The organism is Streptococcus sp. SG1, assembly GCF_030439935.1.
Taxonomy (GTDB): Bacteria; Bacillota; Bacilli; order Lactobacillales; family Streptococcaceae; genus Streptococcus; species Streptococcus gordonii.
Window position 1 is genome coordinate 21151 of record NZ_JAQFJC010000011.1, and the last position, 25193, is coordinate 46343.

Below are 25193 nucleotides of genomic sequence, written 5' to 3' on the forward strand. Positions count from 1 at the left end.
TATTGATAATATTATTTGAGCTCGTAAAGCTTGAACTGGCTAGTATCTAGGCCAATTTTCTTATAATTTGAAGATATTATTTTTTTTACTTTCCCTAGTAGAGGGACTTTTTTGTTAACTACAATATAGCGTGGCAGATTTGCATCTAACTGATTTCCTAATAAAATCTTATTCTCTTCGGTATCTAAGTATAACTTAGGACTTAAGATGGTTGCCGCAGACAGACGGCCAGTTGATTGGTAGAGGCTAGCTGTGCTGTCCCAAGCATAGATTTTATCGTCCTTAGCTGACTCCTCACGGATATACTTGCTAACCACAGCACGTTCTGCTTCTTCACCAGCTAATAGATAGCGTTGAACAACTGGTGATGCGACTAAAAAGGCCATCGCTAACACAGGTAAAAATAAATTTCCAACAAAATAATTTTTCCAAATAGAAGGAGTCCGTCTTTTTCTCGTATGACGTCCCTCTGAAAAATTCTTGTTAAACCAAATCGCCAAGAGAATCATCACAAAAGGAATCATAGGCAACAACTGGAAATTCCCCTGACTTGGCAGAAAGATATTGACTAGGAGCAGAGTTAAAATTCCTAACCCCCCCAAATATCGGAAAGGTTTTGCATTTTTCTCTACCAAAGATACCATTCCCATAACCAAGGCTGTTAAGAAACCAAGACAAACAAACAGGCCGCCCATTATGAGTAAAGTAGGAAGATCGGATACTTGTAATCCTAAACTTTCAAAGCTGTACGTCACTTGGCTAATTGCTACACCAAAAGTTCCCTTCCAAACAGTGTAATATCCCAGCGGATAAAAGACCAGTGAAAAACCAAGTAAACTAGCTAAAAATTGATAAAATCCTCGGGCCAAGCGTTTACGGGCAATATGAAAAATGGTCCAAACAAGGAAAACCAAACCATAGAAGACAATACTAGTGAATGGATCCACCATGAAAGCCAAGGCTCCAATAGCTCCCAGCAAGATGAAACCATTATCCCCCACTCGATCATTGACATAGCGAGCTAAGAAATTTAGACTCCACATGATAAAAGGAAGAACAAAAATACTTGCATACAGGCCACCAAAACCAAGAGTTATGACCAAGAGATAAAAAAGCGGAAGCAGTTGCTGCGCTAGAACCTTTTTTCCAGTCATTTGATAGATAAACTGAAAAAGGAAAATCCCAGCTATAAAAAGCGCTAAAAATTGCAGTACAGCAAAAAGAAGACTTCCCATAAAGAGGTTTCCCAACCACGCTATCACATAATACAGCATGCCACTCGTGCCATAAAATTGACCGTAAGCTACTTGACCCTGGGTCATTGCCCAGCCTGCATACAGATTTTGCGTCTGTAGATTTGTCGCCAATGAGGTAAATAAGGGATTAGCCACGCTGAAGAAGCTAGCTATGAAACTCCAGAGTAGCAAATGCCCAAAAGGAATGCTCGCAGGCTTCAAGCTTTCTTCTTGAAGTTGTAGTCCTGCTTTCTCATCTTCTGGCTGAATTTCTTGTTCTTTTTTTTCTTCTATTTTCGCTTCAAGTTGCACTTCTGCCTCTTGATTGTCGAATTCATCAAACATAATAACTCTCCTCAATATAGTCTTTACTAGTATATCAAAAAGTCTTCTGTCTGTCAGTTTTCCTTTTACACACCTCTCAAAAGATTAGCCTACTTGGCAGAATCTGCTTCTAGCTTTAAGACCTGCTTGTCTTTGGTCGCTTTAGACTTTGCCAAGGTTTCTAATTCCCGAAATCTTAGGTAGATTTTTGAAAACGGCCTTTTTGTCTTTCTTTGAACAAACTCTAATTTCATGAAAAATTCCTTTTACTTTTTTATTCGTAAAAAAATGAGAAGGAAATTTGTACCCTCAATAGAGTAAAACAAATCCTTCTCATTAGGTTTATCATGATCAAAGCATTGGCGCAAAAAGCTGAACGATCTCTTTCAGAAGATTTTGGTACCAAGTAGATTTAAAGACACCGTCATGAACCTCTGTTGACACCTCAAAGATACTTTCAAAATCGGCTTTTATGTCTGCTAAAGCAGGTACTTTATATAAAAGCACAGCATTCTCATAGTGATGGACCAAGCTACGATAATCAAAGTTTATGGTGCCTACTACTGCTAGTTCATCGTCTGCAATCACATTTTTACTGTGGACAAAGCCTGGTGTGTATTCGTAAATACGAACACCGGCCTCTAAAAGCTCACGATAAGATCCTCGGGTAATCGGTTGAATAAGCTTTTTATCTGTAATATAAGGCGTGACAATCCGAACATCCACTCCCCTCATGGCAGCGTTTTTTATATTTTCGGTTAAATCATAGTCGATGATCAAATAAGGACTGGTGATATAGACATAGTCCGTTGCCTGACTGATAATATTCTGGTAAACATTTTTCCCGACCTGTGTTCGGTACATAGGCTTAGGACCGCTCCCATATGGAATATAGAGCCCCTCGCCTTCTACCGCTTTGTTTTCTAAATGATACTTATCAAAATCCGTAATTTCACCTCGGTTGATGTACCAATTCATTAGAAAAAGCCTGGTCAGCGCCTTAACGGCCCGACCATCTAAGCGAATCCCGCCATCTTTCCAATGGCCGAAGCGGACAATATGATTAATGTATTCGTCAGCCATATTGATACCACCCGTGTAGCCAATCTGACCATCAATCACAAGAATTTTACGATGATCTCGGTTGTTGTAGGCCACCGTCATACGCGGAATCACCTTATTGAACTTATGTGCATTAATCCCAAAGGAACGCAAAGTTTCCGTATAATCTCCTGGTAAAGTCGCCATACAGCCAATGTCATCATAGAGGAGCTTGATTTCTACTCCTTGAGCAGCCTTTTCCTTCAAAATCTCCAGAATACTATTCCACATCTTACCTTCTTCGATAATATAGTATTCCAGAAAGATGAATTTTTCTGCTGATTTCAGGTCTTCTAAAATAGCAACATACATCTCTTCTCCCAAGGCAAAATACTGAGACGCAGTCCCATCATAAACATCCGCATTATGGTCCATACTAAGCAAGGACTTAACTATCCCAAAAGCTGATTTATTTTTCTTTTTCAGGTCCAATCTCAGCTCATAGCTATTGTCCTCACGAAACTTCATGGAATCCATGCTGCGCAACTGCTTCATTTCTTTCCGAGACAGCCTGCGTTCTCCAAACATGAGATAAATCAGAGGCCCTACAACTGGGATAAAAGTAACCAAAAGCCAGGTTACTTTGCTTTCAGGTGTCATAGAACGATTGACAATCGAAAAAATCGTACCAACTGTTAATAAGGTGACTACAAGAATCCATAAATCCTTATTAATTTCACCTAAATAAAAGAAAAGCCAAAATATAAAGAAGAGTTCCAGTAGCATGACAATGATGCTGAAACCATATTTTGACATCAATAAGCGAAACTTTCTCACACACCTACTCCTCAATTTTCTTATATTTAAGTATAGCGGGGCCTTCTCAATAAATCAAGCAAAAACAGATTGACCTTCTGATAGAAATTAAAAAAAGACTGGAGTCCCCAGTCTTGTGAAGTCTTATTGTTTAGTAAAGACAATTGTGTCATCTTGATCCTGCTCTTGATCAATATCTTCCACAGTCAGTTGATTGCCATTGATATAGTAGCGATGAACATCGTCTCCAATAATCATTCGCTGATTTGTGCTATCAATTTCGACTTGTTCGATTTCTTTCTCACCATCTCTCTCCAAGGTAGTTAAGGTTCCTTTACCAGATGAAATCGTCAAGGTCAATTGATCGCCTTCATGCGTAGCTGTATAGGTTCCGTCCAATTCTGTACTTGTAGCGGTTGTTGCTGACGAAGAAGAGGTCGAAGTCGTTGCACTACTTGAACTTGAAGCAGAAGTTGAAGTTGACGTCGAACTTGAAGACACCGAAGAGTTAGCTTGACTGGCTTGAGAGGGCTGAGTTTGGCTATTGCCATTGCTACAAGCTGCCAAAGCAAGAACTGCTATAGTTGTTAGGGATAAAATCATCGCTTTTTTTGAAAAAGTCATAATCCTTCCTCCTTTAATCATAGGGGGTTTTAGAGCTGGCACAGAAATATGTTTTGCCTACTTTTTGCTAGTTCCATCCTCATTATAACAAAGACCTTTTCCAACCGTCAATTTATCTCTCCTTTTAAAAACTGACGTACCTCCGCAATGAAATAGAGAGACCCAGTTACAAACAATAAACGATGAGAATTATCATCCTGCTGGTAGTCTTTTAGAAAAGCTTGGTAATCCCTGATAAAAGGGAGCTGTCCTGCTTCTTGCTCGCCTATCGTTTCGCCATATGAAAAACTAGTCAGCGACAAACTTGCCTGAGGTAGTTCCTCTTGCAAATAATGGAGCATTTCCGAATAATCTTTTCGCTTTAAAGCCCCAAACAAGATCAAAACTTCTTTGTCCTTTTCTTGCTTAATAAACTCGACCAAGCGCTCAACTGCAGGAAGATTATGGGCTCCATCTAAATAAATGCCATCGCAGACTTTTTCCAAACGGCCTGCCCAGCTAGTTTGAGCTAAAGCTTTTTTTACTAAACTCAGATCTAGATTCCATGACTGACGCTCCATAAATAAAAGAAAAGCTTCCACAGCCACAGCCGCATTTTCCTCTTGGTAGGTCCCCGACAAGCCCAGTTCTACATCTAGCCAGGAGAAGTCACGAGCCCGAAGTTCCTTGTTTTCGAGAGAAAAATCTTGGCCATACTCATATAAGTCGATATTCAACTCCTTTGCCCGCTCTCGACAAACTTGTCGTGCAACTTCTGGCAAAGGACCGATAACAGCAGGACTGCCCACTTTAAAAATCCCTGCTTTTTGCTCTGCAATCTCCTCAAGTGTCGTTCCCAAGGTCTCCTGATGATCAAGGCCAATCGATGTAATGACTGAGACACTTCCTGTGATGACATTCGTTGTATCTAACAAACCACCTATTCCCACCTCAATCAAGGCTACATCCACCTCTTGCTCTGCAAAATACAAAAAGGCTATTAAACTGAGGATTTCAAAATAAGAAAGTTGATCCTGGGGCAACAGTGCGTTTCGCTCCATCTTACGAACTTGATCACCCAACCTAGAGAAATCGCTCTCCGAAATTGGCTGCCCATTTAAGCAAATCCGATCATGAACAGTTTCCATATGAGGTGAGGTAAAAGTCCCAACTTTCTTTTGATGTTGGTCAAATAAGTTTTGCAAAAAGGCTACTGTCGATCCCTTACCATTTGTTCCAGTTACATGAATGGTTGGGTAGGCTTTTTCTGGATGACCAAGCAAACGGATTGCCTGCTCCATTCTCCCAAGTCCAGTCCGAAAATTTAGTCCGATTCGGCTGTCCAGCCAGTTTTCTATCTTCTCCATCTTTACTCCTAGTAAAAAGAGAGCCGAGTGAATGATCAACCAGCTCTCTTTTTTCAATTAATCATATAGCTTACGTTTGAGACTCCGAGTTAACAATAAACTATCTGTTTAACAAATTTAGGTATTCGTTCCTTTTAACCAGAACGAAATAAATATATCCAGGACATCTATACCAGCCTCGCTCATTGAGCGAACTGAGGCAGTCTCTAGATTTGCCTTGCTTTTTTTAGTTAACAAAGGCAGAAATACACTTACTCTTCCATGAAGCTGTTGAAAACTTCTTCAATCATATTCCATTCTTCTTCAGCGTCTTCTGGAATAGGCTGAAGGTCACCTTCAGTTCCATCTTCATTTTCTGTGAATGAGTATGCTTGAATTTCAACTTCACCATTTTCATCTTCTTCAGCATTAGCTGGTACAAGAAGGACATAATTTTTCCCGAATTCTTCCATACCGTCAATGGTCAAGAGAATTTCAAACAAGGTTTCGTTCCCTTGCTCATCCACCAAAGTAATCAATTCGCGCTCTTCATGTTCGTGGTCATGGTTATGATCATGTGCCATATTCATCATCCCTCAATCTTTCTAATAATTTCTATCTAAATAATTCTGTAAAATCAGCTGGGCCGCTAATTTGTCAATCACTTTTTTGCGTTTGTTCCGACTAACATCTGCTTGCTCAATTAGCATTCGCTCAGCTGCCACTGTTGTTAAGCGCTCATCTTGATACTCAACCGGCAAGCCAAACAACTCTGTCACCTTAGCACCGTAAGCCTGACTGGCTTCCACACGGGGACCACTAGTATTATTCATATTTTTAGGAAGACCGATGACAAACTTATCAACCTTGTATTCGGCAACAAGCTCACCAAGACGCTCAAAGCCAAACTCTTCCTGATCTTCATTGATCTGAATAATTTCCAAACCCTGAGCTGTAAACCCAAGAGGGTCACTAATAGCCACTCCCACTGTTTTAGAGCCCACATCCAATCCCATAATTCTCATTAAAGATCGATGCCCTGCCCTTTCAAATAATAACGAACCAATTCTTCAACAATCTCATCGCGTTCATATTTGCGAATCTGATTGCGAGCATTGTTATAACGAGGTACGTACGCAGGATCCCCACTGAGAACATACCCAACGATTTGGTTGATTGGATTGTAGCCTTTTTCATTCAGCGATGTATAAACATCCGTCAACGTTTCGCTAATCTCTTTTTTATTTGAATCGTCGAGATTAAAACGTACTGTTTCATCTGTAAATCCCACAATTACACCCTCTTTCGTTAGAATATTATCATTATACCATATTTCAGATCTTTTCACAAATGTTACAAATCAATATCAGCCCATAAAATAAGCAAAAATGACGGTCTTCTACTATTCTTCTTTTGCGCCATTCAAAAGTTGATTTTCAACATACTGAGCTGGATTCATCTTCAGCAGTTCTTTTAGTTTTAAAGCTTTTAAATATTCTGTTTCTGCAGCCTTATCTACATCCAAGGTTTGAAAATCCAGATTAGTCACACGCTTGAGCTCATTTTCATTTAAAATCTGTAAGGACATAGAGAAACCCGGCAAATCCTTTACTTGTTGATAATGTTCATCTGCTTCCAAGGATCTATTGAGTACTGCTTGAGCTTCTTCTACACCATATTCCTTTATCGCTTGCTTTAAATCATCTGCATTTGGACTAACCTGCTCTATACTTAAACTTAAAAATTGCTCGTCTTTATAAGTCACTACCTGCTTTTGCTGTGAGCCATTCTCAGTTTTTGGAAAGACCAAGGTCTTTGTTACTACTGTGTTCTTTTCCGCATTTGAAATAATCGGCAAGGTTGTATCCAACTTATCTTCAGAAGTTGAAGCGGACGAAGCAGTATGTGATTTTTTCTGACCACAGGCCGTCAGTGCAAGTAAAACAAGGCCTAACAATAGCACTATCTTTTTCATTTTTTAGCCTCCTACGCCTATTTTACCACACTCATAACTCCTGTCAACGCTAGATTCGTAAAGTAAAAAGGGTCTGAAAACTCGCCCATTCACTACCACTAGCAAATCGGCTTGTTCAGACTCCTTTTTTCTTTATAATGGGCTATTTTATAGAGCTGCTCTCAAACGCGCCTCTGCATTTTCAACGTTACGAACAGAACGTGGAAGAAAGGCACGAATGTCATCTTCTTTATAGCCAACTTGGAGGCGTTTATCGTCAACCAAGATAGGGCTTTTCAAGATACGTGGGGTTTCCATGATAATATCAATCACTTCACTCACACTTAAATCTTCAATATCAACACCAAGACCTTTTGCATAGCGATTTTTAGAAGAGACAATGCTTGCAACGCCATTTTCAGTTTTGGTCAAAATATCTAAAATTTCTTCTTTTGTGATTCCCTCTTTACCGAGGTTTTGTTCTTTATAAGTTAATTGATGGGCATTAAGCCAGGTCTTTGCTTTCTTACAGCTTGTACAACTTGAAACTGTGTAAATTGTAATCATGTAAGGACTCCTTTCACTACCCGATACTACTATCGTAGTCTATTATACCATAAAAACCATCGGTCTTGCGACCTATTTTGGAAAAATTATTCCTCGATCTCTATAGCATCGTCTAGTTCAAGTGTTACTTCTTCAATGTTTTCAGTGATTTTCCCTGTTGTTTCAGCCGCAGTTGCTTCCCCTTCTTGATCATCTTCAATCAAGCCAAAACGGACACGGACTTGACGGTCGATTTCGTCAAAGACTTCTGGGTGATCAGCCAAATATTTCTTGGCATTTTCAGAACCTTGACCAATCTTCTCATCATTATAAGAATACCAAGCACCTGCTTTTTTGATGATATTCAAGTCTGTTGCAATCTTGATAAGTTCACCAGTTTTAGAAATTCCTTCTCCGTACATGATTTCCACGAAGGCTTCTTTAAATGGCGGAGCTACCTTGTTTTTCACGACCTTAATCTTGGTTTCCTTACCAACGTTTGTATCCTTAGCGTCACCAGTTCCTTTAATTTGAGTATTTCCACGAACATCCAAACGGACAGAAGCATAGAATTTCAAGGCACGGCCACCTGGTGTTGTTTCAGGATTTCCGAACATAACCCCAACTTTTTCGCGAAGTTGGTTGATAAAGATGGCAATTGTTTTTGTTTTGTTGATAGAAGCAGACAGTTTACGCATGGCCTGACTCATCATCCGAGCTTGCAAACCAACGTGGCTATCACCGATATCTCCATCGATTTCCGCACGTGGTACAAGAGCTGCAACCGAGTCAATGACAACTAAATCAACTGCACCAGAGTCAATCAATTTCCCTGCAATTTCCAAACCTTGCTCACCAGAATCTGGTTGAGATAGCAACAGCTCATCAATATTTACACCTAGAGCAGCCGCGTAAGATGGATCCAAAGCATGCTCTGCATCAATAAAGGCTGCAATACCACCCTCTTTTTGCGCTTGAGCAACAGCATGAAGGGCAACAGTCGTCTTACCAGAAGACTCTGGACCGTAGATTTCAATGATACGTCCCTTAGGATAACCACCGGCACCAAGGGCGATATCCAAGGCCAAAGATCCTGAGCTCATGACTTGAACCTTTTGTTCTGCTCGCTCGCCCAGGCGCATAATCGCTCCCTTACCGAAGTCCTTTTCAATGTTCTTCAGGGCGTTGTCCAAAGCCTTTTGGCGTTCGTCTCCGAATTTTTTTGTAATATCATCTAGATTCTTTTGTTTCTTTGCCATTAATTTCTCCTATTTTTTCTAAAAATATCTTTTGGCTATCTTATAATTATATCAAAAATTAACTATTTAATAAAGTCTTTCGCACTAGGTTAAAGGCGTGCAGAACAGCGATTTTTCGTACATCTCGCCGGCTACGTCCAGCAATATTGACCTTAATAGTTTCCGTTCCTGCAGCACTAGCTAAACCGATAAAAACGGTCCCTGCTGGATGGCCTTCCAGTGAATCTGGTCCAGCCACGCCTGTCAGACTGACAGCCAAGTCGCTTTCGGTCAGCTTTCTAGCCTGCTCTGCCATTTCCCCAGCCGTAAAAGCTGAAACAACCCCATGTTCCTCCAGCTCTCCCAGCGGAATGTCCAGCATCCGGCTCTTTTCCTCCATGCTATAGGTGACGAAGCCACCTGAAAAAATAGCTGAAGCTCCAGCAAAATCTGCCAAAGTCGCTTGGAAGAGACCTGCTGTCAGACTCTCTGCTGCTGAAATCGTCTTTCCTTGACTCTTGAGCAAGTCAAAAGCCACCTGAGCCAAGGAATTGTCATCCCCATAACCATAGAAAATCTCTGACAGAGACTGGTCTTCAAAAGTCTTATGTGACAAAATTTCCTTTTCCACAGCATCAAACTTGGTGTCGGCTTCTGCCTGACTCAAGGCCTTGGTGGACAGTCGTAGGGTAACTTCCCCTGTCTTTGCATAAGGAGCAATGGTGGGGTCACTTTGCTGATCAATCATCTCTGACAAAATAGTCACTAGCTGACTCTCGCCGATACCAAAGAAGCGCAACACTCGTGAGTACAACTTTTGACCTGTGGATAAGATGGGAACCAACTCGTTATTGACCATAGGTTTGAGCTCGCTAGGCGGACCAGGCAGAACTACATAAGTCACCCCATTATCTTCTACTAAACCGCCAACAGCTAAACCAGTCGCATTTGGTAAAGGAGTTGATCCTTCGACTAGCTGGGCCTGACGCTCATTGTTGGGCGTTCGAGCATAATCTGGTCGGCTGGCAAAAAAACGATCCAACTTTTCCACAGCATCAGGGTCGAAACTCAACTCTCGACCTAAAAACTTAGCCAAGGTCTGCTTGGTCAAATCATCCTCTGTTGGCCCCAAGCCTCCTGTCAAGATAATTAGATTACTACGTCCTTTTGCAATCTCTAGGATAGAGAGGAGACGATTTTCATTGTCCCCTACAGCTGTCTGAAAATAGACATCAATCCCCAGACTAGCCAGTTTCTCAGATAAAAATTGGGCATTGGTATTGACAATCTGACCTGTCAGAATCTCGGTGCCCACAGCAATAATTTCTGCTTTCATAGAACCTCCTACCTTACTATTCGGAATTGGCTTTATTTTATCACAAAAACAAGCAAAAAAGTTGATTTTCATTTTAAGAAGTTAAATAGTTTGTCAACTTGCTTGACAGACTTGTCAACATGTTGTGGAAAACTTTTGGAAAGTTATCTGTTATGGAGAATAACTGGATTGTTAGGGAAATGCTATTGGCAAATGGTTTCATTATTTTTATAATAAAGATGAAAAAAGGAAATCAGCTAAATAATTTTATTTGAAGAAAGGAGATCATCATGAAAATTTCACAAGTACTCAAAGATATTCGTCAACAAAATCAACTCACTCAGGAGGCCTTGGCGGAAAGGCTCAAGGTTTCCCGCTCTGCCATTGCTCGCTGGGAAAGCAAAAAAGGTATCCCTGAAATTGGAAATCTCATCGCTATCAGTCGGGAATTTGATATCAGCCTGGACACACTCATCAAGGAGGACGGGCGTTTGGAGAAAAAGGTCATCGAAGACAGCAAGGCCAAGAAATGGCATTATTTAGTTATCCTCTACCTTTTTTCCATCTTGGTTTATATTGGTGTCTTTGCCTACTTCCACCATATCTTTATGGCTGGCTTCCTCATCTCCACCCTCTTTATGCTATTCTATGAACTGCGCATCTTTATCAAGGAAAAGATTTGGATGCAGAAGGAAGAATGAGGAGATATAGAGAACAACAAAAAACCTAGAAGTTCCAGACGTCTAGGTTTTCATTTATTTATAGACAATAAGGTAATGATGAAAGCAATGATATTGTTGCAACAATGAAGGGCAATTGGATACCAGATATTTTTGTCCTTTCTCAGATACAAGAGCGAGAAAAGAAGACCTGCGGCAATATAGGAAATAGCTGTCACCCACTCTGATAAGGCCCAGCTGTGCATATGAAGAGTGGCAAATAGAATGGTTGTCAACACAATACCTAGCCAGTCAGAGAATTTTGCCAAGAAAGTGCCTAGGAAAAAGCGGCGGAAGAAAAACTCTTCAACGAACGGCCCGATAAAGGAACCGAAAACCAAGATTAGAAAGGGATTTTTCAACAAGGCACCTTGAATATTGGCATCATTCTGCCCCTGCAGTGGCAGGCCCAGACTATACTTGATGAAGGCTGAAAGAAAGTTGCAGGCAATGGACAGGAGGAAAACAAAGACCATATACAAGGAAATCGTTTTTAGAAATTCCTTCTTCTTAGTCAGAATCAAGGCTAGCTGCTCCTTTAATTCTTCCCGATAAGCTAAGATTCCCAAAATAAATAAAAGGAAATAAACTGGGTAAATCAACCAATTTATCCCAAGCAGTTCCAAGCCTCTACCTAAAAAGAAGATTGTATAGAGGGTGATAAAAATAAGGAGGAATTTTCTTGTTTTCATTGTTCTACTTCCAATCACAATTATTTTCATGGTCATTGATAAGGCCAGCTGCTTCTAAGAATGAATAGACACAAACTGGACCGACAAATTTGAAGCCTTGCTTTTTCAGCGCCTTGGACATAGTTTCTGAAAGCTCGGTCTTAGTTGGGGCTTCCTCGTAGTTCGTAATTTGATTGTCAATCGTTTTGAAATCTACAAAGGACCAGATATAGTCATTAAAAGAGCCAAACTGCTTTTGAACAGCCAAAAAAGCTTGGGCATTAGCCCTAGTTGCATAAATTTTCATCTTGTTACGGATGATATCGGCATTGTCCAACAAACCATCCAGATCCGCATCCGTCATCTGAGCAATTTTCTGGGCATCATAGAAATGAAAAGCTTCCCGAAAAGCCTGACGTTTATTCAGAATGGTCTCCCAAGAAAGTCCAGCCTGATAGGTCTCCATGCAGAGCAATTCAAATAATTTCTGATCATTATGGAGAGGTTTGCCCCACTCCTCATCATGATAGGCCACATATAAGGGGTTGTTCATTTTTACCCAGCCGCAGCGTTTGGTCATATCTTCCTCCTATTTCACCAACATCTTAAGAGCAGACTTGATATAGTTTTCTGCTGTATCCGTCGTTCCTTCAAAGAATTTCTTGATTTTCTTAAGCTCAGCAGCCTTATAGCCCAAAGCCAGCATGGCTTCCATGGCTTCTTCCAGTTCTTGGTTTTCATTGCTAGCTTGCACTACAGCCTTGGCAGAAAGATCGTCACCAGCTATTACCACCTTACCTTCCAAGTCTAGCACCATCTGCTGGGCTGTTTTCTTACCAATCTTAGGAAACTTGGTTAGGTAGGTGATGTTTTTTTGCTCAATAGCTTGTACCAAGCCAGCATTATCATCTGCAGCAATGATAGCCAGGGCAGACACTGGGCCAATACCTGAGACTGAAATCAAGCTGAGAAAGAGTTGCTTCTCCTCCTCGGTCGCAAAACCGTACAGGAGCTCTGCATCTTCTCTCACCACCTGGTGCACATAGACCTTAGCTTCCTGATGAAGACGCCCTGAGTATGCATAAGGGTTGGCCACATGAAGAATATAGCCAATAGAGTTGACTTCCAATACGATGTACTTGGCTGTAATTTTACTGATGATTCCTTTAAAATATTCGTACATAATCTTCCTTCTTTTTGTATCATTTTGCCTATCTAGTATACCATATTTTCTGTCTGGAAACTGCAAACAGAAGTGCAACCATTGGTTGACAAAATGTACAGAAAGCTGTATTCTCAAGATAAATAAAAGCTGTTAGGATAGAGATAGAAAAAAAGGAGGCTGTGATGATGAAACTCGCTGATAAATTATTTGAACTAAGAAAAGAAAAAGGCTGGTCACAAGAAAAGCTGGCAGAACAAATCAATGTCTCTCGCCAAAGCATTTCCAAGTGGGAGTCTGGCCAAGCACTGCCAGAGCTGGAAAAAATTGTAGAGCTGAGCAAGATTTTCCAGGTGACGACAGATTATCTGCTTTTAGAAGACAGCGACAAGCCGGAAATAAAACCCGTCCTCTCAGAAGACGAAAAAGATCGCTACTATAAGCAAGTAAAATCTTATGGCTTCTGGCAGGTTCTGTATATTTTTGTATCAGCCCTAGCTATCTTTCTCTTCTTTGCAGGTTCTAGTTTTCCAGCAAAATTCACTGCCCTGGTCTGGTTGAGCTTTTTCCTCTTAATCGCATCCGCAATAGCTATTAACAAGGCGCTAAAGATTAAGAAAAAGTATCTGGACAAGGTTATAGGCCTTGATGAGGATTCTAAGAAAGAAGGTGCTAAAGATGAAACTAAAAACTGACAATCCCATACCTGTCAAAACTCGTCTGAAAGAACTCTTTGGCGACTGGCTCTTCATCTCAGGCTACCTCATTTCTTTATTTTTACTAGCTATGGGCTTTTACAATCTAGTTCTAGGAGGCATTCCTGCATTCACTGAAGCCCAGAGCCAGCTTCTGGCTTTTTCTAGCTCCGTCCTGCCTCTAACTATCATCTTTGCTTGGCTAGACTATCGAAAAGGAAGTTTTGGCAAGCGTTGGGCAGGTTTACAGTTGGTTTACAAGCACAGGAACCTTTCCCACAGCCTTTTGCGATCTGCTATCAAGTTTTTCCCTTGGCAGCTGGGACATCTGGGAGCTATCCGTAGTGCTTATCAAGCAGATGCCCTGTCAATTTTCTTGTCAACTTCAGCAGGGATTCTCTTCTTGGCCTTTCTGCTAATGGGACTACTTCGCAAGGACAAACGCCATCCAGCTGATTTACTTACTGGAACACAAGTTCAGCTTAAAAATTCAAAACAGCTCTAGTTCTATAACTAGGGCTGTTTGATTTTCTATAAAGTTTAGTATTTCCCTAACTCCCGCAGGCTAGTATGATTTTCCTGAATGCGGCGGAACATTTTTTCCATATCCGACTTGGTAAAGTTAACCAAGACCGGCCGGCCGTGTGGGCAGTTATAAGGATTGTCACACTGGGACAGCTGAAAGAGCAAGTCACGCGCAGAGTAGTCATCCAGACTGTGATTGGCCTTGATGGAGCGTTTGCAGCTCATCATAATGGCTAGCTCTGCTCGATATTTCTTGATGGAAACTTCCTTGGTCAGGAGAAGCATATCACACATTTCATAGATTCCGGCCTCAATCTCCTCTTCCTTGAACCAAATGGGATGCTCGCGGAGGATAAACTGGTTGGCTCCGTACTCTTCTAAAAAGATGCCTGCATCTTCTAACAGCTCCATCCGCTGCTTGATTCGCAACATATCGTCCGCTGGAAATTCAAAGATATAGGGCACCAAGAGCTGCTGCTGGCTATTGTCCACATCCCCTATCTTCTCCCGATAATACTCATACTTGACCCGCTCCTGGGCAGCATGCTGGTCAATAATGTAAAGACCGCCCTTGCCCTGAGCAAAGAGATAGGTACCATGCATCTGACCGAAATATTCTAACTCTGGGAAGCTTGATTTCTCTTCCTGTTCCAACTTATCCACAGCCCGCTCCAGACTGGCCTGGTCTAGCTCTGGATGGTCTAGTTGGTCATAGCTAACTGACTTTCTCTCTGCAAATTTGACTGAAGTTGGTTGTGGCTCTGCTTTTTCATTTGTCGCTTCATGAACAGGCCCTGCTGATTCTTCAAAGGATAGCTGCTGCTCGGCCACCTGTGGCTTGAGGAAAAAGTCATTCTGCTCCTTATCGTAGTAGAGGCGATTTTCTTTCAGCGGAAGACTGGTCTGTTCGGGCTTAGTCGCACGCTTAACAGTTGATTTGGCTAGATTTTCCAAAGCATCCGGGATAAGATCCTGCTCCTTGAGACTAGCCGCAATGGCTTGCGAAATCAAGGCCATGAGTTCCCGCTCTTTAGAAATTCGCACCTCTTGCTTGGTCGGATGGACATTGACATCGGCCAGATAGGGGTCAATCTGAATATTGATGACCGCGAGTGGAAAGCGACCTACCATAAGCTTGCTGCCGTAGCCGTCCAGAATAGCACGATTGAGCAGAAAGTTCTTAATATAGCGACCGTTGATGAGAATCGTAATATAATTCCGATTTGCACGAGTCAGCTCAGGCAGACTGACATAGCCGCTCACCTCAAAGTCCAAGTCTGAAGCAGAGATTTCCACCATTTTCTTAGCTGTTGCCAGACCATAGATGCCTGCAATAGCCTGACGCAGATTACCACTGCCGGCAGTCCGTGTCATTTCTCGGCCGTCGCTGATAAGGGTGAAAGCCACTTCTGGATGGGCCAGACTAAGCCGATTAATCACATCAACGATATGGGATAGCTCAGCCTGCTGGCTCTTCATATACTTGAGCCGGGCGGGAGTATTGAAGAAAAGATCTTCTATCTTGATTTTCGTTCCCACTGGACTGCTGGTAGGCTCGTGCTCTTCTATCTCACCGCCTTGGGCAACTAGCAAAGTCCCGTGCTGGCCATTTTCTGTTGCAGTCTCAATGGTAAAACGCGAGACAGAAGCAATGGAAGGAATGGCCTCGCCGCGAAAACCCAGTGTCCGAATCCGAAAGAGATCCGCCTGTTTCTTGATTTTACTGGTAGCATGGCGGCGAAGGGCCAGAGGGACATCTTCGTGATCTATGCCCTCGCCATTATCCGTCACCTGGATAGTCTTGAGTCCGGCCTCCTCGATTTCGATGGTAATTTGGCTAGCACCCGCATCAAGTGAATTTTCCACCAGCTCCTTGACCACGCTGCTAGGTCGCTCAATGACCTCACCGGCCGCAATCTGATTGGCTAGAATTTCTGGAAGTTCGATAATTTTTGACATCATTTTCTCCGTATTTGTTCTGCTATCTATTATAACACATTGGGCTCTTTCTATCAGAAGGCAGCCTTTTCTCAACCACTCTGCTCACAAGACAAACCAGATAGACACAAATAGCTGCCACATAGACAAAGGGGCTTGTTTTCGCTGCCAAGTTGCGGTTTAATAAAGGTGAAAGGAGGAAGTTATGAAAGTTAAGCTAAGAATCGATTCTCAAGTCACCGAAGACTCCGTCAGCATTGAGGCTCGCCTCATGACAGAAAGCATTCAGGAATTGGTCCACTTTGCTCAACATCTAGGCAAAGAAGACAAGATTCATGTCAAAAAAGAAGATGAAATCTATCTGCTGGATGCTAAGGAAATCCACCGAATCTATACAGAAAATCGCCAGGTTCAGGTCCGAACAGAAAAAGACGGCTATCGAGCTCAACAAGCTCTTTATCAGTTGCTGCAGGTCCTGCCGGACTATTTCCTGCAGATTTCTCAGTCGGAGATTATCAACAGCCGGCAAATCAGCCACCTCAAGCTGACTCCAAATGGTCTGATTCAAATATTTCTGAAAAACGGCGACCAGACATACTCGTCCCGCCGTTATCTCAAATCCATTAAAGAAAGGTTGCAATTATGAAAACTCGTCTTAAAGAACTCTTTTTCGGAGGAATTGGAGGTATTTTCATCGGTCTCTTCTTCTCCATGATTGTTTCTTATTTTTACAATCCAGCTTATCTACCACTGCACCCTCGCTCGCCTATCGGCCACTTCTTTTTGAGCCAGCATGTCCATGTTTCTCTCATCATGCTCTACTGCCTACTTATCTGGTTTATCATGGGAGCTATTTTCAGATGGAGTGGAAACTTCTTCCAAAGAGACTGGAGCATTCTGCGCTCCGTCGTTAGCCACTTTGGCGTGATGATTCTGACCTTTGCACTTTTGGCCAACCTAGCTGGATTCTTCCCACGAGAAAAAATACTTAGCCTGACACTGACTGCCGTTGGGGAATTCACTCTCATTTATCTGCTTATTTCAGGCGCTATCTACTACCGCACCTACCGTAAAATTCAAAAGATCAATAGCGACTTGTCTAGCAAATCGTGAGAAATAAACAGAACAGACTTGAAGCATTAACAAGTCTGTTCTTTGTTTTCACAACTTCTTCTTGAGCTCGGCCACGGCTGCCATGACTTCCAGGGGAGTCATATTGTAGATGTCCAAGTCTCGTAGTTCAGTCAGGACTGGATTTTCCGTTTCTTCTACAAAAAGCGACATCTGCTCAGACACTTTTTGGGAGTCCGTTCTAGACGCTGGAAGAGAAGCCTCTCTTTTCTCTTGATTTTCCAAATCTGTCAAAATCGCATCTGCTCGCCTTAACAAATCCGTAGGTAAGCCAGCAATTTTTGCAACATGAATCCCATAGGACTTGTCAGCAGGTCCTGCTTCAATCTTATGTAAAAATGTCACTTGGCCATCTTTTTCTAGAGTTGCCACATGGACGTTTTCTAATCGTGTCAAGCTACTTGACAGGTCTGTCAACTCATGATAATGGGTTGCAAAAAGAGTCTTGGCCTTGGTACGATCATGAATATACTCAATAATTGCTTGTGCCAGAGCCATCCCATCATAAGTCGCAGTCCCCCGCCCCAGTTCATCAAAAAGGATCAAAGAGCGTTCACTTGCTTGTCGAATGGCCCGATTGGCCTCCATCATCTCCACCATAAAGGTCGATTGACCAGACACCAAATCATCTGCCGCACCTATTCGTGTAAAGATAGCATCGAAAATCGGAAGACTGGCTACTTCTGCTGGTACATACGATCCCATTTGAGCCATGATGACAATCATTGCCAGCTGTCGCATGTAGGTTGACTTCCCGCTCATATTTGGTCCAGTAATCAGCTGAATATCTGTTTCTTGATCCAGTTCGATACTATTTGGGATGTAGCTTTGGGCTCCCATGACTTTTTCGACAACCGCATGACGGCCTTTTTTAATCTGCAAACTACGACTGCTTGTAAAACTTGGACGGACTAAGTGTTGACTTTCAGCCACAACCGCAAAGCTCTGTAAAACATCGACCGTAGCTAGGGTTTGAGCTAAGGCTTGTAGCCGTTGAATATATTTTCCGACCTCTTCACGAATGCGCATGAAGATCTCATATTCCAGATTAGCAGACTTCTCACGCGCCTCCAACATCTCGCCTTCAATGCGCGCCAGCTCTTCCGTACCAAAACGCTCAGAATTTTTCAAGGTTGCTTTTCGGAAAAAATGGCTAGGGACATTGCCGAGTTGAGAATTGGTTACATGGAAATAGTAGCCATCCTTCTTGTTATAATCAATTTTCAGATTAGTAATACCACTTGCCTCTCGCTCCTTGGCTTCAATGTCCGCAATCCAGCTAGTCCCCTCTCTCATGACCAAACGGTACTGGTCCAAAGTCTCGTCAAAACCAGTTCGAATGATATTGCCCTCAGTAATTACTTGTGGAGCATCTGGGTCAATCGCAGAGCTGATTAGATTTTCCAGCTCAGGAATCGCATCTAGCCTTGCCACCAAACTCTCCAGAGCTGGGCTTTCAATCGTTTCTAAAATTGACCGGATCTGAGGAACATGGCTTAAAGTAGAAGCCAATTGTAGAAGGTCCTTGGGATTGGTCTTGCCAAATGACACACGACTTACCAGGCGTTCAATATCATAGACGCCCTTGAGACTATCTGCCAAATCACTCCGCTCAAAGAAATAATCCAGAAAGACCTGAACAACATCTTGACGCTTGATAATTCGTCCCTTATCAATCAAGGGATGCTGGATCCAAGAACGAAGTAGGCGTCCTCCCATGGCCGTTTTTGTTTCATCCATGAGCCAAAAAAGACTACCATGCTTCTTACCTGTACGGGCATTTTCAGTCAAGTCTAGGCTGGTCTTTGTCGCATAATCCATCTGCAGAAAATCTTTTATCTCATAATGATGGACCTTCTTGAGATGGCTGAGCTCCCGCATCTGTGTCTGAAAAACATAGGCCAGAAGCTTCCCTGCCGTCTGCTTTTCTAAAGATGACAACTCATCTCCTAAAAGCTGAACGTCCTCCATTGCTTCCTCGACTTCTGACAGGAGTAAATTCATTTGTTTTGACAAAATCTGCTGCTCATCTTCTGACAAGCAATAACCTACGACTACTTCCCGAGCTCGGAGATTTCGAATTTCTCCACAAGCTTGGTCAAAGTCTGCCAGGCTGGTTACCTGAAATTCTCCCGTAGCCAGATCCATATAGGCCAAGCCATAAGCTTGCTCCTGCCTATCCAAAGCAACCAAAAAGTTATTTTCTCCGGCTGGCTTACTAGAATCCACTACCGTACCCGGCGTAATAACCTGGACCACTTCACGTTTGACCACCCCCACGGCCTGTTTAGGATCTTCCATCTGCTCTGCAATGGCAACCTTATAACCAGACTCAATCAAAACATCAATATATTGCTGGGCAGAATGATAAGGTACACCCGCCATTGGAATCGGATTTTCTGAATTCTTATTCCGACTGGTTAGGGCAATCTCGAGAATCTGTGCCGCATTAACAGCATCCTCGTAAAACAACTCATAGAAATCCCCCATACGAAACAGCAGGAAGGCGTCCTGATAGTCTTTTTTAATATCCAAGTACTGCTGCATACCTGGCGATATTTTTTCTGTTGCCATAGTTTCCTCTCTCGTTGACAAGTTAGGCCTGTAGGCTCCAACTCTCTAGTCGCTTAAATACTGAGCACCTTTTGCTATACCATGAACTCTAATGGTTACCCAAGAATCATCTTACCTGATTTTACCATAAATAGAAAAAGGTTGAAACTTTTGTCTCAGCCCTATTTCATTCTTCAATTTACATCTTTGCCAAAATCTGCTCTTCGATTTCTTTGGCAGTATCCTGGTTACGGCAAATTAATAGGAGTGTATCAGCACCTGCTAAGGAACCTAAAATCCTCTCATCCCTATTTTCATCAATGATGTTAGCCAGCACTGCAGCTTCTCCCAAGCGTGTATGCAAAACCAAGGTAAATTCCGCACGGGCTACCCCTCTAAGATGGTAAGACAAAACCTCAGTCAAATCAATTCGAGCCGTTTCTTGCGCTAAAACATAATAGAGCTGGCCGTTTTTCTTGACTTTAATTAGACCAATTTCTCGCAAATCGCGGGATAAAGTCGTCTGAGTTACATAAATACCCTCTTCTTCCAGACGTGTCTGGATATCCTTTTGTGTCCCTAACTTCTCCTCTTTAATCATTTTCTTGATTAAGTCATGACGTTTTTTCTTTTTCATTTTCCCCTCGGTAGTTGTATATTTATACTCTAAATTATACCAAAAAATTGTTATGATACCCAAAAAATTTGAAGATTCCTTTAAAAATGTGATAAAATAGTAATATTAAAAGACTCAAAGGAGCACCTATGGATAATAAACAAATCATTGCCAGCGAATTGGCCAAGGTGATTGACAGCCTGGACCAAGACGCTATTTTAAATTTACTCGAACAGCCAAAAAGTTCTGATTTAGGAGATATCGCCTTTCCTGCTTTCTCATTGGCCAAAGTAGAACGCAAGGCTCCTCAAGCTATTGCAGCTGATATTGTCGAAAAGATTGACACAACTCACTTTGACAAGGTTGTTGCAACTGGACCATATGTCAACTTTTTCTTAAACAAAGCTGAGATTTCTGGTCAAGTGATTAAAGAAGTAGTTAAAGAAGGGGCTGACTACGGACAACAAAATGAAGGCAAGGGCGAAAATGTTACTATCGACCTTTCAAGTCCAAACATTGCCAAGCCATTCTCAGTTGGTCACTTACGCTCTACCGTTATCGGAGATGCTCTTTCTAACATCTTCCGCAAAATGGGCTACAATACCATCAAAATCAACCACTTGGGTGACTGGGGTAAACAATTCGGTCTCCTCATGGTCGCTTATAAAAAATGGGGAAGCAAGGAAGCTGTCGAAGCCAATCCTATTGACGAACTGCTACAACTCTATGTCCGTATCAATGCCGAAATCGAAAACGACCCCGCCTTGGATGACGAAGGACGCTTGTGGTTTAAAAAGCTAGAAGATGGTGATCCAGAAGCAACTGAACTTTGGCAATGGTTCCGTGACGAAAGCTTGGTGGAATTCAACCGTATCTATGAACTTCTCGGGGTTGAGTTTGACAGCTTAAACGGGGAAGCCTTCTACAACGACAAGATGGATGAAGGAATTAAAATCCTTGAAGAAAAAGGCCTTTTGGAAGAATCAAAAGGTGCTAGCATTGTCAACCTTGATGATGTCAACCTTCCTCCAGCTATGATCAAAAAATCTGACGGAGCTACGCTTTACATCACTCGTGATATTGCAACTGCCATGTACCGTGCTCGTACCTACAACTTCGTCAAAAGTATCTATGTCGTAGGACAAGAACAGTCTAACCACTTCCGCCAGCTCAAAGCTGTACTTAAGAAGATGGGATTTGACTGGAGCGATGATATGACTCACGTAGATTTCGGTCTCGTTACTAAGAACCGCCAAAAACTGTCTACACGTAAAGGAAATATCATTCTTCTTGAGCCAACCTTGCAAGAAGCTATCAGCCGTGCAAAATCTCAAATTGAAGACAAGAATCCAGAACTTGAAAACAAAGAAGCTGTTGCTCATGCAGTTGGTGTCGGTGCGGTTAAATTCTACGATTTGAAAACAGACCGTCGCAATGGGTATGACTTTGACTTGGAAGCCATGGTATCCTTTGAAGGAGAAACAGGCCCTTATATCCAATACGCTTATGCTCGTATCCAATCTATCCTTCGTAAGGCAGATTTCACACCTGATGCAAATGCTGACTATCGTCTAAACGATGCTGAAAGCTGGGAAATCATCAAGCTCCTTCAAGACTTCAGCCGTGTTGTAAAACGTGCTGCAGATAACTATGAGCCATCATTGATCGCTAAGTATGCTATTAGCTTGGCTCAAGCCTTCAACAAATACTATGCACACACACGGATCTTGGACGAAAGCCCAGAACGCGATAGCCGTTTAGCCCTCAGCTACTCTACAGCCGTAGTCCTAAAAGAAGCTCTCCGCCTACTTGGTGTTGATGCTCCAGAAAAAATGTAAGAAGCTAAAAATGCGCTCTAAAGGGCGCATTTTTAATTTTTTCAACCAGCCGTATTCTAACTGATCCAGCTTGATTTAGCATTTTTTTCACAGCATTTTCTAACAATATTATCAAAGAGCGACCATAGAATAATCTACTGCTTCATTCGTCTTATTTTTATTTGTAAAACAAATGCACCTCCTAAAAAGGTGCATTTGTTATGTTATATCCAAGCAACAATTACTTGCTTATTCCTCCACAAAACGTCCTAAGATATGGACGTTCTCTGAAACAGAGACAAAGGCTTGCGGATCGGTTTTACGTATAATGTATTTAAATTCATTGTACTCAGCCCGAGTAATTACTGTGATCAGAATTGCCTTTTCCTGATGATTGTAGGTTCCTTCTGCACCATTGATCATGGTAGCTCCTCGATGCAAGCGGTTGTGGATTTTCTCAATAACCTTATCTGGACAACTGGTAATAATCATGGCCTGCATTTTCTTTTGCTTAGTAAATACAGCATCTGTTACCCGACTGGATACGAAGATGGTAATCATCGAATAAAGTGCATAGGTCCAGCCAAAAGTCAGACCTGCAATCAGCATAATCACCCCATTCACCATGAAGGAAATACTACCGACATTACGGCCTGTCCGCTTACGAACAGTCAAACTGACAATATCCGTTCCGCCACTAGAAATATTATTTTTCAAGGCAAAGCCAACACCAGTCCCCATCACGACGCCCCCAAAAAGAGCATTGATAATAGGGTCCTGTGTTAAAACCACCTCTGGAACAATCTGGATAAAAAAGGAACTCATACTGACAGTTATGAAGGTGAAAACTGTAAACTTATGTCCAATTTGATACCAGGCCACAATCATCAGGGGAATGTTGATTAAATAAAATGTAAGGGAAACTGGAATTGTCATCCCAATAAATCTCTCACTCAAGGCAGAAAAAATCTGAGCTAGACCTGTTGCCCCACTAGAATAAACATGCCCAGGCTGAAAAAAGAAATTCACAGCAACAGCTGAGAGAAAACCATAGACAATCGAAGCCGAGATTTTCTCATCATATTTCTCCTTAGAAATGCTCTGTAGCACTTTCAAGAGCCGAAAATTATAGGCCAATCGGCGAAGCCTATAACGTAGGATTTTATAAAACTTAGTCTTTTTCATTTACTTCCACTTGTAAACTCAGTTCATCTAACTGTTTTGCAGCCACAGGACTCGGAGCCTGTGTCATTGGGTCTGTCGCCTTGTTGTTCTTAGGAAAGGCAATCACTTCACGGATATTTTCTTCTCCTGCTAAGAGCATCACAAAGCGGTCAAGCCCGATAGCTAAACCACCATGTGGTGGGAAACCATAGTCCATGGCTTCAAGAAGGAAACCAAATTGATCATTAGCTTCTTCAGCTGAGAATCCAAGAGCCTTGAACATCCGTTCTTGGAGTTCTTTTTGGTTGATACGAAGACTACCACCACCAAGCTCATAACCGTTTAAGACGATATCATAAGCAATAGCGCGGACCTTGGCCAAATCACCTTCTAATTCGTGAGCGGTCTCTGCCTGTGGAAGCGTAAATGGATGGTGGGCACTCATGTAGCGACCTTCTTCTTCAGACCATTCAAACATTGGCCAGTCAACAACCCAAAGGAAGTTGAATTTATCGTTATCAATCAAGTCAAGCTCTTTGGCAATACGTCCACGAAGGGCACCAAGAGTTGCATTGGCTACCTCAAGCGTATCTGCTACAAAGAGAACCATATCCTTATCTTCAAGACCAAGCGCTGTTATCAAGTCTGCTTGGATACCAGTCAAGAACTTGGCAACTGGTCCGTTTAATTCTCCATCAACCACCTTAACCCAAGCAAGGCCCTTAGCTCCATACTGCTTGGCTACTTCTGTCATCTTGTCAATGTCTTTACGTGAATAGTTATCTGCAGCGCCTTTGACGACGATTGCTTTTACTGCCGGAGCTTCTGAAAAGACTTTAAAATCAACACCTTTTACCACTTCTGTCAGGTCCTGAAGCAACATGTCAAAACGAGTATCTGGCTTGTCAGAACCATATAGGGCCATTGCATCATCGTACTTCATACGGGGGAATGGAAGCGTTACTTCGATTCCTTTTGTTTCCTTCATGACGCGCGCAATCAAGCCCTCTGTGATGTCTTGGATTTCTTGCTCACTAAGGAAGGAAGTTTCCAAGTCGACCTGGGTAAACTCAGGCTGACGGTCGCCACGCAAGTCTTCATCGCGGAAACACTTAACGATTTGGTAATAGCGATCAAATCCAGCATTCATCAACAATTGCTTAGTGATTTGAGGACTCTGAGGAAGAGCATAGAAATGGCCTTTATTGACACGAGATGGCACCAAATAGTCACGCGCTCCTTCTGGTGTTGACTTAGAAAGGAAGGGTGTTTCCACATCGATAAATTCCAACTCATCCAAGTAGTTGCGAATAGAGTGGGTCACCTTAGCACGAAGTTTGAGATTTTCCAACATCTCTGGACGACGAAGGTCGAGGTAGCGGTAACGCAAACGTGTATCGTCATTAGCTTCAATGCCATCTTTAATTTCAAAAGGAGTTGTTTTAGCGGTGTTTAGAACCTCCAGGCTTTGTACGTGTAATTCTACAGCACCTGTTGCCAATTTATCATTAGCCTGCTCACGCGCAACAACCTGGCCTGTCACCTCGATAACAAACTCGCTGCGCAGACTTTCTGCTGTCTCCATCACATCCTTTGAAACAGTCTCAGGATTGATAACCAGCTGCATGATGCCTTCACGGTCTCGCAAATCAATGAAAATCAAGCCACCCAAGTCTCGTCTACGAGCAACCCAGCCTTTCAAAGTGATTTCTTGACCTACGTGCTCCTTGCGAACACGTCCAGCATACATCGAACGTTTCATTATTTTTCTCCAAACTTTTAAT

General features: G+C 42.3%; 26 protein-coding genes. 6 read left to right on the plus strand and 20 right to left on the minus strand.

Translation table 11 applies throughout. The features are described from left to right. Positions 1–11: 11 nt before the first annotated feature. The 12 genes from PCY06_RS09455 to PCY06_RS09510 all read right to left on the minus strand — a co-directional run bounded on the left by PCY06_RS09455 (position 12) and on the right by PCY06_RS09510 (position 10439). Positions 12–1580, minus strand: coding sequence for a heme transporter CcmD (locus PCY06_RS09455; protein ID WP_052702423.1), 1569 nt, complete (start codon positions 1578–1580; stop codon positions 12–14). A gap of 89 nt (positions 1581–1669) precedes the next feature. After that, positions 1670–1813, minus strand: coding sequence for a hypothetical protein (locus PCY06_RS09460; protein WP_155719004.1), 144 nt, complete (start codon positions 1811–1813; stop codon positions 1670–1672). Positions 1814–1910: 97 nt separating this feature from the next. Beyond that, a complete protein-coding gene (gene cls / locus PCY06_RS09465) occupies positions 1911–3416 on the minus strand; it encodes a cardiolipin synthase (protein WP_045773057.1) in 1506 nt (501 codons plus the stop codon). 144 nt (positions 3417–3560) lie between these two features. Beyond that, the gene (locus tag PCY06_RS09470) at positions 3561–4040 is read right to left on the minus strand and encodes an SP_0198 family lipoprotein (RefSeq protein ID WP_045773036.1); all 480 of its coding nucleotides are present in this window, start codon (positions 4038–4040) and stop codon (positions 3561–3563) included. 107 nt (positions 4041–4147) lie between these two features. Continuing rightward, positions 4148–5386, minus strand: coding sequence for a folylpolyglutamate synthase/dihydrofolate synthase family protein (locus tag PCY06_RS09475; protein WP_061598967.1), 1239 nt, complete (start codon positions 5384–5386; stop codon positions 4148–4150). Between the two features lie 251 nt (positions 5387–5637). Then, positions 5638–5949, minus strand: coding sequence for a DUF1292 domain-containing protein (locus PCY06_RS09480; protein ID WP_008809966.1), 312 nt, complete (start codon positions 5947–5949; stop codon positions 5638–5640). Positions 5950–5970: 21 nt separating this feature from the next. Beyond that, the gene (ruvX, locus tag PCY06_RS09485; protein ID WP_012131012.1) at positions 5971–6390 is read right to left on the minus strand and encodes a Holliday junction resolvase RuvX; all 420 of its coding nucleotides are present in this window, start codon (positions 6388–6390) and stop codon (positions 5971–5973) included. Next, on the minus strand, positions 6390–6656 hold the full coding sequence (locus PCY06_RS09490; RefSeq protein WP_008809968.1) for an IreB family regulatory phosphoprotein: 267 nt from the start codon (positions 6654–6656) through the stop codon (positions 6390–6392). The genes ruvX and PCY06_RS09490 overlap by 1 nt, the downstream gene beginning before the upstream one ends. 111 nt (positions 6657–6767) lie before the next feature. Beyond that, a complete protein-coding gene (locus tag PCY06_RS09495; RefSeq protein WP_045634773.1) occupies positions 6768–7340 on the minus strand; it encodes an SP0191 family lipoprotein in 573 nt (190 codons plus the stop codon). Positions 7341–7487: 147 nt separating this feature from the next. Further along, positions 7488–7886 (minus strand): transcriptional regulator Spx, encoded by a 399-nt coding sequence (gene spx, locus PCY06_RS09500; protein WP_008809970.1) that lies wholly within the window; start codon positions 7884–7886, stop codon positions 7488–7490. Between the two features lie 86 nt (positions 7887–7972). Continuing rightward, a complete protein-coding gene (gene recA, locus PCY06_RS09505) occupies positions 7973–9124 on the minus strand; it encodes a recombinase RecA (protein WP_012131014.1) in 1152 nt (383 codons plus the stop codon). Between the two features lie 58 nt (positions 9125–9182). Next, positions 9183–10439 carry a competence/damage-inducible protein A gene (locus tag PCY06_RS09510; protein WP_045634772.1) on the minus strand — a complete coding sequence of 419 codons (1257 nt, stop codon included), beginning with the start codon at positions 10437–10439 and terminating at the stop codon, positions 9183–9185. A 269-nt stretch (positions 10440–10708) separates the two neighbouring features. Between PCY06_RS09510 and PCY06_RS09515 the strand changes: the two genes are divergently transcribed. Continuing rightward, positions 10709–11119, plus strand: a complete 411-nt coding sequence (locus PCY06_RS09515; protein WP_045634771.1) for a helix-turn-helix domain-containing protein — start codon at positions 10709–10711, stop codon at positions 11117–11119. Between the two features lie 50 nt (positions 11120–11169). On the opposite strand, the gene PCY06_RS09520 is transcribed toward PCY06_RS09515, so the two are convergent. From PCY06_RS09520 to ruvA, 3 genes are read right to left on the minus strand one after another with little or no spacing between them, the layout of a single operon-like run. Continuing rightward, the gene (locus tag PCY06_RS09520; protein WP_045634770.1) at positions 11170–11829 is read right to left on the minus strand and encodes a CPBP family intramembrane glutamic endopeptidase; all 660 of its coding nucleotides are present in this window, start codon (positions 11827–11829) and stop codon (positions 11170–11172) included. Positions 11830–11833: 4 nt separating this feature from the next. Next, entirely contained in the window at positions 11834–12388 is a 555-nt protein-coding gene (locus tag PCY06_RS09525) for a DNA-3-methyladenine glycosylase I (RefSeq protein WP_045634769.1), read from the minus strand. 9 nt (positions 12389–12397) lie between these two features. Next, on the minus strand, positions 12398–12991 hold the full coding sequence (gene ruvA / locus PCY06_RS09530; protein WP_045634768.1) for a Holliday junction branch migration protein RuvA: 594 nt from the start codon (positions 12989–12991) through the stop codon (positions 12398–12400). A gap of 167 nt (positions 12992–13158) precedes the next feature. On the opposite strand from ruvA, the gene PCY06_RS09535 reads away from it, so the two are divergent. Beyond that, complete coding sequence (locus tag PCY06_RS09535) at positions 13159–13665, plus strand: helix-turn-helix domain-containing protein (RefSeq protein ID WP_045634808.1); 507 nt, start codon at positions 13159–13161, stop codon at positions 13663–13665. Further along, on the plus strand, positions 13649–14170 hold the full coding sequence (locus tag PCY06_RS09540) for an RDD family protein (RefSeq protein ID WP_061596048.1): 522 nt from the start codon (positions 13649–13651) through the stop codon (positions 14168–14170). Before PCY06_RS09535 ends, PCY06_RS09540 begins: the two co-directional genes overlap by 17 nt. A 35-nt stretch (positions 14171–14205) precedes the next feature. Here the strand turns inward: PCY06_RS09540 and mutL are convergent, their stop codons facing one another. Then, complete coding sequence (gene mutL, locus PCY06_RS09545) at positions 14206–16149, minus strand: DNA mismatch repair endonuclease MutL (RefSeq protein ID WP_045634766.1); 1944 nt, start codon at positions 16147–16149, stop codon at positions 14206–14208. 184 nt (positions 16150–16333) lie between these two features. Between mutL and PCY06_RS09550 the strand changes: the two genes are divergently transcribed. After that, complete coding sequence (locus PCY06_RS09550; RefSeq protein WP_082307328.1) at positions 16334–16774, plus strand: LytTR family DNA-binding domain-containing protein; 441 nt, start codon at positions 16334–16336, stop codon at positions 16772–16774. Further along, positions 16771–17241 carry a DUF3021 domain-containing protein gene (locus PCY06_RS09555; protein ID WP_012131024.1) on the plus strand — a complete coding sequence of 157 codons (471 nt, stop codon included), beginning with the start codon at positions 16771–16773 and terminating at the stop codon, positions 17239–17241. Before PCY06_RS09550 ends, PCY06_RS09555 begins: the two co-directional genes overlap by 4 nt. A gap of 48 nt (positions 17242–17289) precedes the next feature. Here PCY06_RS09555 and mutS read toward each other — a convergent pair whose 3' ends face one another. Together mutS and argR are read right to left on the minus strand one after the other, a co-directional pair. Beyond that, positions 17290–19833 carry a DNA mismatch repair protein MutS gene (gene mutS / locus PCY06_RS09560; protein WP_082307327.1) on the minus strand — a complete coding sequence of 848 codons (2544 nt, stop codon included), beginning with the start codon at positions 19831–19833 and terminating at the stop codon, positions 17290–17292. A gap of 178 nt (positions 19834–20011) precedes the next feature. Then, positions 20012–20449: an arginine repressor gene (gene argR / locus PCY06_RS09565; protein ID WP_008809983.1), complete on the minus strand. Its 438-nt coding sequence runs from the start codon at positions 20447–20449 to the stop codon at positions 20012–20014. A gap of 128 nt (positions 20450–20577) precedes the next feature. On the opposite strand from argR, the gene argS reads away from it, so the two are divergent. Beyond that, entirely contained in the window at positions 20578–22266 is a 1689-nt protein-coding gene (gene argS / locus PCY06_RS09570; RefSeq protein WP_012131026.1) for an arginine--tRNA ligase, read from the plus strand. 228 nt (positions 22267–22494) lie between these two features. Here the strand turns inward: argS and PCY06_RS09575 are convergent, their stop codons facing one another. Next, on the minus strand, positions 22495–23430 hold the full coding sequence (locus tag PCY06_RS09575) for a YitT family protein (protein WP_012131027.1): 936 nt from the start codon (positions 23428–23430) through the stop codon (positions 22495–22497). Further along, entirely contained in the window at positions 23417–25171 is a 1755-nt protein-coding gene (aspS, locus tag PCY06_RS09580; protein WP_012131028.1) for an aspartate--tRNA ligase, read from the minus strand. The genes PCY06_RS09575 and aspS overlap by 14 nt, the downstream gene beginning before the upstream one ends. Positions 25172–25193: the final 22 nt, after the last annotated feature.

What these genes read in the sequence shown, in the direction of transcription:
- PCY06_RS09455 (WP_052702423.1), bottom strand. Translation starts at nt 1,580, where the DNA reads ATGTTTGATGAATTCGACAATCAAGAGGCAGAAGTGCAACTTGAAGCG.
- PCY06_RS09460 (WP_155719004.1), bottom strand. Translation starts at nt 1,813, where the DNA reads ATGAAATTAGAGTTTGTTCAAAGAAAGACAAAAAGGCCGTTTTCAAAA.
- cls (WP_045773057.1), bottom strand. Translation starts at nt 3,416, where the DNA reads ATGTCAAAATATGGTTTCAGCATCATTGTCATGCTACTGGAACTCTTC.
- PCY06_RS09470 (WP_045773036.1), bottom strand. Translation starts at nt 4,040, where the DNA reads ATGACTTTTTCAAAAAAAGCGATGATTTTATCCCTAACAACTATAGCA.
- PCY06_RS09475 (WP_061598967.1), bottom strand. Translation starts at nt 5,386, where the DNA reads ATGGAGAAGATAGAAAACTGGCTGGACAGCCGAATCGGACTAAATTTT.
- PCY06_RS09480 (WP_008809966.1), bottom strand. Translation starts at nt 5,949, where the DNA reads ATGGCACATGATCATAACCATGACCACGAACATGAAGAGCGCGAATTG.
- ruvX (WP_012131012.1), bottom strand. Translation starts at nt 6,390, where the DNA reads ATGAGAATTATGGGATTGGATGTGGGCTCTAAAACAGTGGGAGTGGCT.
- PCY06_RS09495 (WP_045634773.1), bottom strand. Translation starts at nt 7,340, where the DNA reads ATGAAAAAGATAGTGCTATTGTTAGGCCTTGTTTTACTTGCACTGACG.
- spx (WP_008809970.1), bottom strand. Translation starts at nt 7,886, where the DNA reads ATGATTACAATTTACACAGTTTCAAGTTGTACAAGCTGTAAGAAAGCA.
- recA (WP_012131014.1), bottom strand. Translation starts at nt 9,124, where the DNA reads ATGGCAAAGAAACAAAAGAATCTAGATGATATTACAAAAAAATTCGGA.
- PCY06_RS09510 (WP_045634772.1), bottom strand. Translation starts at nt 10,439, where the DNA reads ATGAAAGCAGAAATTATTGCTGTGGGCACCGAGATTCTGACAGGTCAG.
- PCY06_RS09515 (WP_045634771.1), top strand. Translation starts at nt 10,709, where the DNA reads ATGAAAATTTCACAAGTACTCAAAGATATTCGTCAACAAAATCAACTC.
- PCY06_RS09520 (WP_045634770.1), bottom strand. Translation starts at nt 11,829, where the DNA reads ATGAAAACAAGAAAATTCCTCCTTATTTTTATCACCCTCTATACAATC.
- PCY06_RS09525 (WP_045634769.1), bottom strand. Translation starts at nt 12,388, where the DNA reads ATGACCAAACGCTGCGGCTGGGTAAAAATGAACAACCCCTTATATGTG.
- ruvA (WP_045634768.1), bottom strand. Translation starts at nt 12,991, where the DNA reads ATGTACGAATATTTTAAAGGAATCATCAGTAAAATTACAGCCAAGTAC.
- PCY06_RS09535 (WP_045634808.1), top strand. Translation starts at nt 13,159, where the DNA reads ATGAAACTCGCTGATAAATTATTTGAACTAAGAAAAGAAAAAGGCTGG.
- PCY06_RS09540 (WP_061596048.1), top strand. Translation starts at nt 13,649, where the DNA reads ATGAAACTAAAAACTGACAATCCCATACCTGTCAAAACTCGTCTGAAA.
- mutL (WP_045634766.1), bottom strand. Translation starts at nt 16,149, where the DNA reads ATGTCAAAAATTATCGAACTTCCAGAAATTCTAGCCAATCAGATTGCG.
- PCY06_RS09550 (WP_082307328.1), top strand. Translation starts at nt 16,334, where the DNA reads ATGAAAGTTAAGCTAAGAATCGATTCTCAAGTCACCGAAGACTCCGTC.
- PCY06_RS09555 (WP_012131024.1), top strand. Translation starts at nt 16,771, where the DNA reads ATGAAAACTCGTCTTAAAGAACTCTTTTTCGGAGGAATTGGAGGTATT.
- mutS (WP_082307327.1), bottom strand. Translation starts at nt 19,833, where the DNA reads ATGGCAACAGAAAAAATATCGCCAGGTATGCAGCAGTACTTGGATATT.
- argR (WP_008809983.1), bottom strand. Translation starts at nt 20,449, where the DNA reads ATGAAAAAGAAAAAACGTCATGACTTAATCAAGAAAATGATTAAAGAG.
- argS (WP_012131026.1), top strand. Translation starts at nt 20,578, where the DNA reads ATGGATAATAAACAAATCATTGCCAGCGAATTGGCCAAGGTGATTGAC.
- PCY06_RS09575 (WP_012131027.1), bottom strand. Translation starts at nt 23,430, where the DNA reads ATGAAAAAGACTAAGTTTTATAAAATCCTACGTTATAGGCTTCGCCGA.
- aspS (WP_012131028.1), bottom strand. Translation starts at nt 25,171, where the DNA reads ATGAAACGTTCGATGTATGCTGGACGTGTTCGCAAGGAGCACGTAGGT.